Genomic DNA, 7,161 nt, shown 5'->3' with positions numbered 1-7,161 from the left:
GTATTTCAAATACAAATTCTGATCCTTTTCCAACTTCACTGTATACATTTATTTTACCATCATGCATTTCTACTAAAGACTTCACTAAGGAGAGTCCTATTCCACTACCTTCACATCTTCTAGTTAGGCTATTATCGACTTGCATAAACCTATCAAATATCATATCAATTTTATCTTTACATATCCCTATCCCGTTATCCTTAACGGAGACCTGCACTCTATCTTTATTGCAATTTACACAGACTTTAATCTCTCCATTCTTATCAGTATACTTTATTGCATTAGATATAAGATTTAACATAATTCTTTCTATCCTGTCTGGGTCGCAAGCTAAAATAAGTTCCTCCTCATTTGTATCAAATATAAGATTTATTCCTTTATTCTCTATGTATTGAGTTACAGACATAGTTATATCTTCTATTATTGATACAATATTACTATTCTCTGTGTTTAGTTCGTAATATCCAGTATCAATTCTAGTCATATCTATTAGATTATTTACTAATCTTAGCAGTCTATATGAGTTTTGTTTTATCGGTCTCATATATTTGTTTAAATCTATAATTTCCGTATTTTGCATGCTTCCACTCTTTATATATTTATCTATTAATTGAATGGTTCCTAATATAATATTTAATGGAGTTTTAAATTCATGAGATATATTAGCGAAAAATTCATTTTTTATACTTTCTAAATGTATTGCTTCTTGAAGATTCTTTCTTTCTTCTTCTAGCTTTTTCTCTTCCGTAATATCTCTAACTGTTGTTATATATTCTTTCTTTTCTTCTAAATATAAATGATTCCATGCCAGCCATTTATATTCATTGTTTTTACACAAAACTCTATTTTCCACATAAAATATATCGTTCTCATCTTTATTTCTTTTTGAGCTTTTACGACTTGGTTTATAGTCGTCCTTATGAATTATGTCTTTATAATTCATTGATAATAATTCTTCATTACTCCATCCAAGAGTCTCGCACCACTGATTATTTATTTTTTTAAAATTACCTTTTTCATCTATTATACCTACAAGATCTGTTGCTGTATCTAAAAATAATTCTAATTCATTTTCTATTTCAACTCTTCTATCAAACTCTTTCTTGACTTCTTGAGATAATCTAAAATTATTAACAATAATACCTATTTCACTGCATACCCTCTTAATATAATCATATAAATTACAACTTGGGTTATTTCCTTTTTTATATCCAATAGTCATAATACCTATAAATTCATTATTTAGTATAATATTGTAAACTCCCACATATTCTATATTACATTCTTTTAAATATTCTATATTATCTCTAAAAAAATGTTCCTTATTTCTACCCACTCCGATTTCACCTATCTGAGTTAAACCTTCGTAGTCATTATTTTTAATTAAGTCTTTTATATCTTCATTAGATATTTCTATATTATTTTTACCCTTTAAAGTTTTTTAGCTAATCCTATTTTTAACTTATTTTCTAAAACTTCATTTTTATTATCATATAGGAATATAGATAATCCATCTGCCTCTAAATATTCTAGTGTGTTCTGTGATATTCTGTTTAATATATTATAAAAATCATCTTCCTTATATTTTTCATTTAATATCTCATATAAATTTGATATATATTTATGATTTTTAGATATTTCTTCTTCCATTGTTTTTCTTAAAGTAATCTCTCTACTTGTTCCAACAAAATATTTATATTTGCCATTTTCTATTATAGGACCCTTTACTATTTCATACCACTTTAATTCTCCGTTTACCAATCTACTTTCTTCTATTAACTTTGCTCTACCTTCTTTAATTATCTCATTTTCTGTTTTTTGAAAATCTAAAAGAACATCATCTTCCCAAATTTCATAGTCATATTTACCTAAAACATTTTTATGTCCAGTATGGATTTCAAAATACTTATTTGCATATAAATATTTACCGTTAGTATCTTTTATCCAAAATGAATAAGCATTCTTATCTAGCAGATTTTCCAAATCCTTCTTTGAATAGAACTTCTCTGATATATCTTTTGATATAATAAAAATAGAGTTTTCTTCATTCCATTTACTCATTACTACTTTAGAAGTAACATATATTTTTTCTTTAAGCTCTGAATATAAAATTAGATCTAGGCTTATCTCTTTTTTATTGCATAATATTTTTTTACATGTTCATTCTGGTTATGTAAAATGTTAGCTATATCTTTATTATATATATCACTTTCATCATATCTTAATTTCTTTAATAGAGCTTTATTACAATATTTTATCTCTCCATTACTATTTATTACTAATATATATTCATCTAAATTATTAAATACGCATTCCATTAATGAATTTCCCCTTTGATAAACTTCTTTGTATTTTTTGCATTTAATTCAAGGTACATTATTATTTTACATATTCTGTATGTCTAAAAATGTAATTTACTGCCAATTTAATAAATTTATTTTTTATTAAGTATCTTAAACAAATGGACAACCATTCTTCCTACTCTTATATTTTCATTTATTAGATAATAAGTTTGTATTTTATAATTTAATGTATAATATAAGATTTACAACTAACCATATAATTATGTTATTATATAAAAGTATAAATAAGTGAATTTTTTATATTGTTGATTAGATTGGAGATTTCTTATGAATGATAAATATATTGTGTATTTTATAAGTAGAACAAAAGCAAACATGATAAAATTTATAGAAAATAAACTTAAAATAAGCGGACTTAATGATTTAGTTCCAACTCATGGAAATATATTAACTGCCCTTTATGAAAGTAATGGTAAGCTTACTATGAAAGAAATTGCAAAAAAAATAGGTAAGGACAAATCTACTGTTACATCACTAGTAAATAGGCTTATAAGTTTAGGCTATATAGAAAAAGAAAAATGTGATAAAGATAAGCGTGTTACTTATATAAAATTAACTGACAAAGCTAGAAGTATAGAAGGTAAATTTAATAATATATCTTCTCAAGTCAAAGAAACTGCTTATAACAACTTTACTGAAGATGAGAAAAAAGAGTTCTTAAGGTTATTGAAAAAACTTAGCAATAACTTTAAAGATGCTAATTAATATTTAAGGGAGTATAAATTGATTTAACCATTAATTTATACTCCCTTAAATACTTAAATTATCTACTCTCTTATCATGTCTATTGTTCCAAGTAATATATGAGCCGCTCCTACTCCTATTAAAAGCGTACCTACCATACTTGTATAATCATTTCTCTGACATTTATATTTTTTACTTTGCTTAGAATCTAAAGCCACTCCTGTCGCTGTTACTATTGTTCCTAACGCTATTGGTATTAAACCTTTTTTCATAAATGTGTCCTCCATGATTTCTTATAATTAAATATAGTTTTTCTATTTTTACCTAAATTTATAATAATAATTTAAAATTAAAATAAATAAAAAGATATCGCAAAGTTAAATTTACAATATCTTTTTGTTCTTATGTTTTATTAAATAGTATATCTATTTCTTCCATGCTCTTTTGAATTATATAACTTCTCATCTGCAGCCTTTATTATTTTATCTATATCATTTTCTTCGCATATTTTCATATTTTCAATTCCAATACTTAAGGTTATTCTATCGCTAATTAATGAGTACTCATGAATTATATTTTTATTATGAAGTTTTGTCATTAATTCTTTTGTCTTTTCAATTATTTTTTCCCTACTGGAAGTAGAAATTATCGAAAACTCTTCTCCACCATATCTTGATACTATATCGTCTTTAAATACAGTTCTTAAAATTTGCGCTACCTCTTTTAGTACATTGTCTCCATTTAAATGCCCATAATTATCATTGTATAGTTTAAAATAATCAATATCTATCATTAAAAAATTAATTTCTTTTCTTCTTTTATAGTTATATTCCATTTGATTATATAAAAATCTTTTATTAAATATCCCTGTTAATGGGTCTGTCATACTTATTAATTTTAATTCTTTATTTAATTTCTTTATTCTTTTATTTTTATTATAAATAATAAGTATAATAATAACTATAGATATTATTATTAGAGAACTAATCTTAACTCTTACTTTCATATTCTTTACCTTTTTACTTATAATATCATTTTCAAACTTATTAATTGAGTAGTCAGCTGATGTATCTAAATTTATATTTGACTCTCGCTGTATTTGATCTAACTTTTTGTTAGTGTAAATAAGCGTAGTATGATAGTCATTATTTTTTTCACTTATATTTATAATAGACTCAATAGTTGCATCTTTTATTCCAGATTTTATCCCTCTATCCTCAATTTTATTTAATAATTGTTTATATCCATTTAATACTTTGATATAATCTAAACTTTGCTTAGATGCTATATCTAATTCAACTTTTTCCATCCAAATATCAGTATTAGAAAACATTGTCGCCTCATTGCGTTCGTATATATTCTTTGCCTCTTTTAGATATTTAGTTGACTCTTCTATATCTCCTTGTCTTACCTTATACTCAGCCACTGTTATATATAGCCAATTTAGTTCTTTATTTTTTTTGATAATTGGTAATGTTTTTGCTTCTTTTAAATACTCTTTCATATATTTATCTGCTTTATTATAGTCTTCTATTTTAGAGTAACTATCCATAAGGTACCCTATAACTAGCAACTTATTTTCTAATGTTTTTATATAATCTCCATATAAAATTTTTTCGTATATAGTTATAGCTCTACTGTATTTATCTTGACTATAGTAATTAGTCCCAAGGCTTATTAAACCTTCTGTCACTAGTCTACTAAAATTATTCTCCATTGCCATTTCTATTGCTTTATTGCTATAAGTTACAGCTAAGTCAAACATATCACTTATCATATACAGCTTTGAAATAAATAAATAATTTTCTACTTTATTTATTTCATTTTGCTCTAATTTCAAAGCTTTCTCTAGTAAGCTTATAGCTTCTCCTACTCCATCATTAAAGTTAATTAAAGTTTTTGCTCTAGATCTATACATACTTGATAGATCATTATAATTTCCCATATATTTAGCTAAGCTTTCAGCTTTCTTAAAATAATTATATGACTCATCTAAATTTTTAAGCGCTATATAACTCCTTGATATACCACTATAAATCATTAGTTGAACTTTATGTTTTCTCATTATCTTATAATTTAACGATTTTAATAAGTAATCATTTGATTTTTCATAGTTGCCACTAATAAATTCTATATATCCTAATGAGCAATATGCCTTTTTTAAGATTGAGTTATCTATAGTGTTTTTTATTTCATTATTAATTTTATTTTTATAGAACTTAATGTTACTATCATCTAAATTGTATTCTTCATTATTTTCAATAATATTTATAAACTTATCTGTATATAAAGACTTATTCTTATTTTCTGTTGAGAAAATTAGAATGGTTATTATAAAAATAAAAGTGAAAAACACTACTCCCTTTTTTAAGAATCTTCTCTTCATAATAATACCTTCCCTAATATGTATTAACGTCAATTTAAATTTTATTATGTTTGTTTTTTATCGCATTATTATATTTTATATTTCTACCTTTTCAATATTATGTATTTCGTTATGAAATGTAATATCAAGTTATTTCTTGACTATTTTTTATTAATAATCGTAATTTTCTAGTATTATTTCTATTTTTTACTTACCTTATATAGTAATATATTATTAGAATTTATTTTTTAAAGTAAACTTGGAAGGATTAATATTATGGAAGAAAATATAATATCTATTGAAGAAATGATAGACTATATATATGAAAAAAGTAAACTTATGAGCTTATCTATTTCTATAGATAAAATAAAAACTATATTAGATTTACAAGAAGAATTCTTAGACTCTAAAGGATTAATATCAATTGAGGAAGATAAATATTAAAGTACTTTAATGATTAAATAAAAGGGTATTACTAAAATTAGTTATACCCTTTCATTTTAAGTTTAAATTATTAAAATATAAATTAATTAGATAAGTAGTTAATATTTTAGTAATTTTTTATATTTATTTTCTTTAAATCTTCAATACTTACTGGTTCTGAATAGAAATATCCTTGTATAAAAAATTTATTATTTTCAACATTCTTTATTATATCTTTTTGGAATATATCTTCAACACCTTCTGCCACCAACGATTTATTTTTAAGTATAGTTATATCTGATATAAATCTCATTATGCGTTGCCTAACTACAGATTCTGATATATCATCAACAAAATACTTATCTAACTTTATTATATCAAAGTCTAATTTTTCTAATATATCTAGATTCGAATACTCAACTCCAAAGTCATCAATTGCAATCATAAATCCAAAGTTTTTTAATGTTTGTATTGCCTTTTGTAATTTTTCTAGATCGTTTATTCTAACACTCTCTACAATTTCTAAGCATATTGAATTTTTTTTTCATACTATATATATTTAATATTTCTTGTATCTTATATAAAAAATCATCATTCTCAATTTCTTTTATTGTCAGATTTATTGATATATAAAATTTTTCGTTATCTATATTACTATATTTCTTTATTTTATTATAATCTAACAATACTTGCTTAAGCACCCAAATAGACATCTCTGATAACATATCATTTTCTTCTATTTCATTTATAAATTTATAAGGAGTAAGTATTCCTTCTTTAGGATGATTTAATCTTAATAATGCCTCAAATCCGACTATACTATTTTTTTTAGGATCTACTATAGGTTGATAGTATAATAAGTATTCTTTATTTTTTATTCTATTTCTAATGCTGTTTTTGATTTTATTTTTCTTTATTTTAGGATACATACTTTTTATTATTAAAATGCATGTAGCTATAATCAATATAAAAGCAATAATTAATATAATTACTATTTTATTTTTATCTAATTTTATATCTTCATTAAAATAATTTTTATATATTTTTTCTATATGGTTTTCTTCTAATGAGTTAAAATAATCTATTCTATTATCTAATCTTCTAATAATATCTTCTTTATATTTATTTCCTGTTATATATACAGGTCCTACTGAAAATTCATATATATTTTTATATCCATCAAGATCCTTATTTTCGGCACTTCCTACTATTGCATCTATATCTTTATTTTTTAATAACTTTATAATTTCTTTATCTGTATCTACCCATATAGGCCTCGTATTAATCCCTTTCTTTTCAAGAAATTCATATATCCAATTTGGATTC

General features: G+C 23.4%; 9 protein-coding genes. 2 read left to right on the top strand and 7 right to left on the bottom strand.

The window, feature by feature from the left end; genetic code table 11:
* The 3 genes from BN899_RS14065 to BN899_RS14055 all read right to left on the bottom strand — a co-directional run.
* The coding region (locus tag BN899_RS14065) for a PAS domain-containing sensor histidine kinase (RefSeq protein WP_147568577.1) at positions 1-1,336 on the bottom strand (1,336 nt) is incomplete at its 3' end.
* A 95-nt stretch (positions 1,337-1,431) separates the two neighbouring features.
* Positions 1,432-2,061: a PAS domain S-box protein gene (locus tag BN899_RS14060; protein ID WP_042276622.1), complete on the bottom strand. Its 630-nt coding sequence runs from the start codon at positions 2,059-2,061 to the stop codon at positions 1,432-1,434.
* A gap of 62 nt (positions 2,062-2,123) precedes the next feature.
* Complete coding sequence (locus BN899_RS14055; protein WP_042276620.1) at positions 2,124-2,318, bottom strand: PAS domain-containing protein; 195 nt, start codon at positions 2,316-2,318, stop codon at positions 2,124-2,126.
* A 312-nt stretch (positions 2,319-2,630) separates the two neighbouring features.
* Here BN899_RS14055 and BN899_RS14050 point away from each other — a divergent pair, with 312 nt between their 5' ends.
* Positions 2,631-3,068, top strand: a complete 438-nt coding sequence (locus tag BN899_RS14050; RefSeq protein ID WP_042276617.1) for a MarR family winged helix-turn-helix transcriptional regulator — start codon at positions 2,631-2,633, stop codon at positions 3,066-3,068.
* Between the two features lie 62 nt (positions 3,069-3,130).
* Here BN899_RS14050 and BN899_RS14045 read toward each other — a convergent pair whose 3' ends face one another.
* Together BN899_RS14045 and BN899_RS14040 are read right to left on the bottom strand one after the other, a co-directional pair.
* On the bottom strand, positions 3,131-3,319 hold the full coding sequence (locus tag BN899_RS14045; protein WP_042276615.1) for a hypothetical protein: 189 nt from the start codon (positions 3,317-3,319) through the stop codon (positions 3,131-3,133).
* Positions 3,320-3,459: 140 nt separating this feature from the next.
* Complete coding sequence (locus tag BN899_RS14040) at positions 3,460-5,433, bottom strand: tetratricopeptide repeat-containing diguanylate cyclase (protein ID WP_042276613.1); 1,974 nt, start codon at positions 5,431-5,433, stop codon at positions 3,460-3,462.
* Positions 5,434-5,688: 255 nt separating this feature from the next.
* Between BN899_RS14040 and BN899_RS19310 the strand changes: the two genes are divergently transcribed.
* Positions 5,689-5,856, top strand: a complete 168-nt coding sequence (locus tag BN899_RS19310; protein ID WP_173399945.1) for a hypothetical protein — start codon at positions 5,689-5,691, stop codon at positions 5,854-5,856.
* Positions 5,857-5,962: 106 nt separating this feature from the next.
* Here the strand turns inward: BN899_RS19310 and BN899_RS20190 are convergent, their stop codons facing one another.
* A complete protein-coding gene (locus BN899_RS20190; protein ID WP_278244993.1) occupies positions 5,963-6,337 on the bottom strand; it encodes an EAL domain-containing protein in 375 nt (124 codons plus the stop codon).
* 1 nt (position 6,338) lies between these two features.
* Positions 6,339-7,161: EAL domain-containing protein (locus tag BN899_RS20185; RefSeq protein WP_147568576.1), on the bottom strand; the 823-nt coding region annotated here is incomplete at its 5' end.

This window comes from Faecalimicrobium dakarense, assembly GCF_000499525.1.
Lineage (GTDB): Bacteria > Bacillota > Clostridia > Peptostreptococcales > Peptostreptococcaceae > Faecalimicrobium > Faecalimicrobium dakarense.
This window is presented reverse-complemented; position numbering and strand designations above follow the sequence as displayed.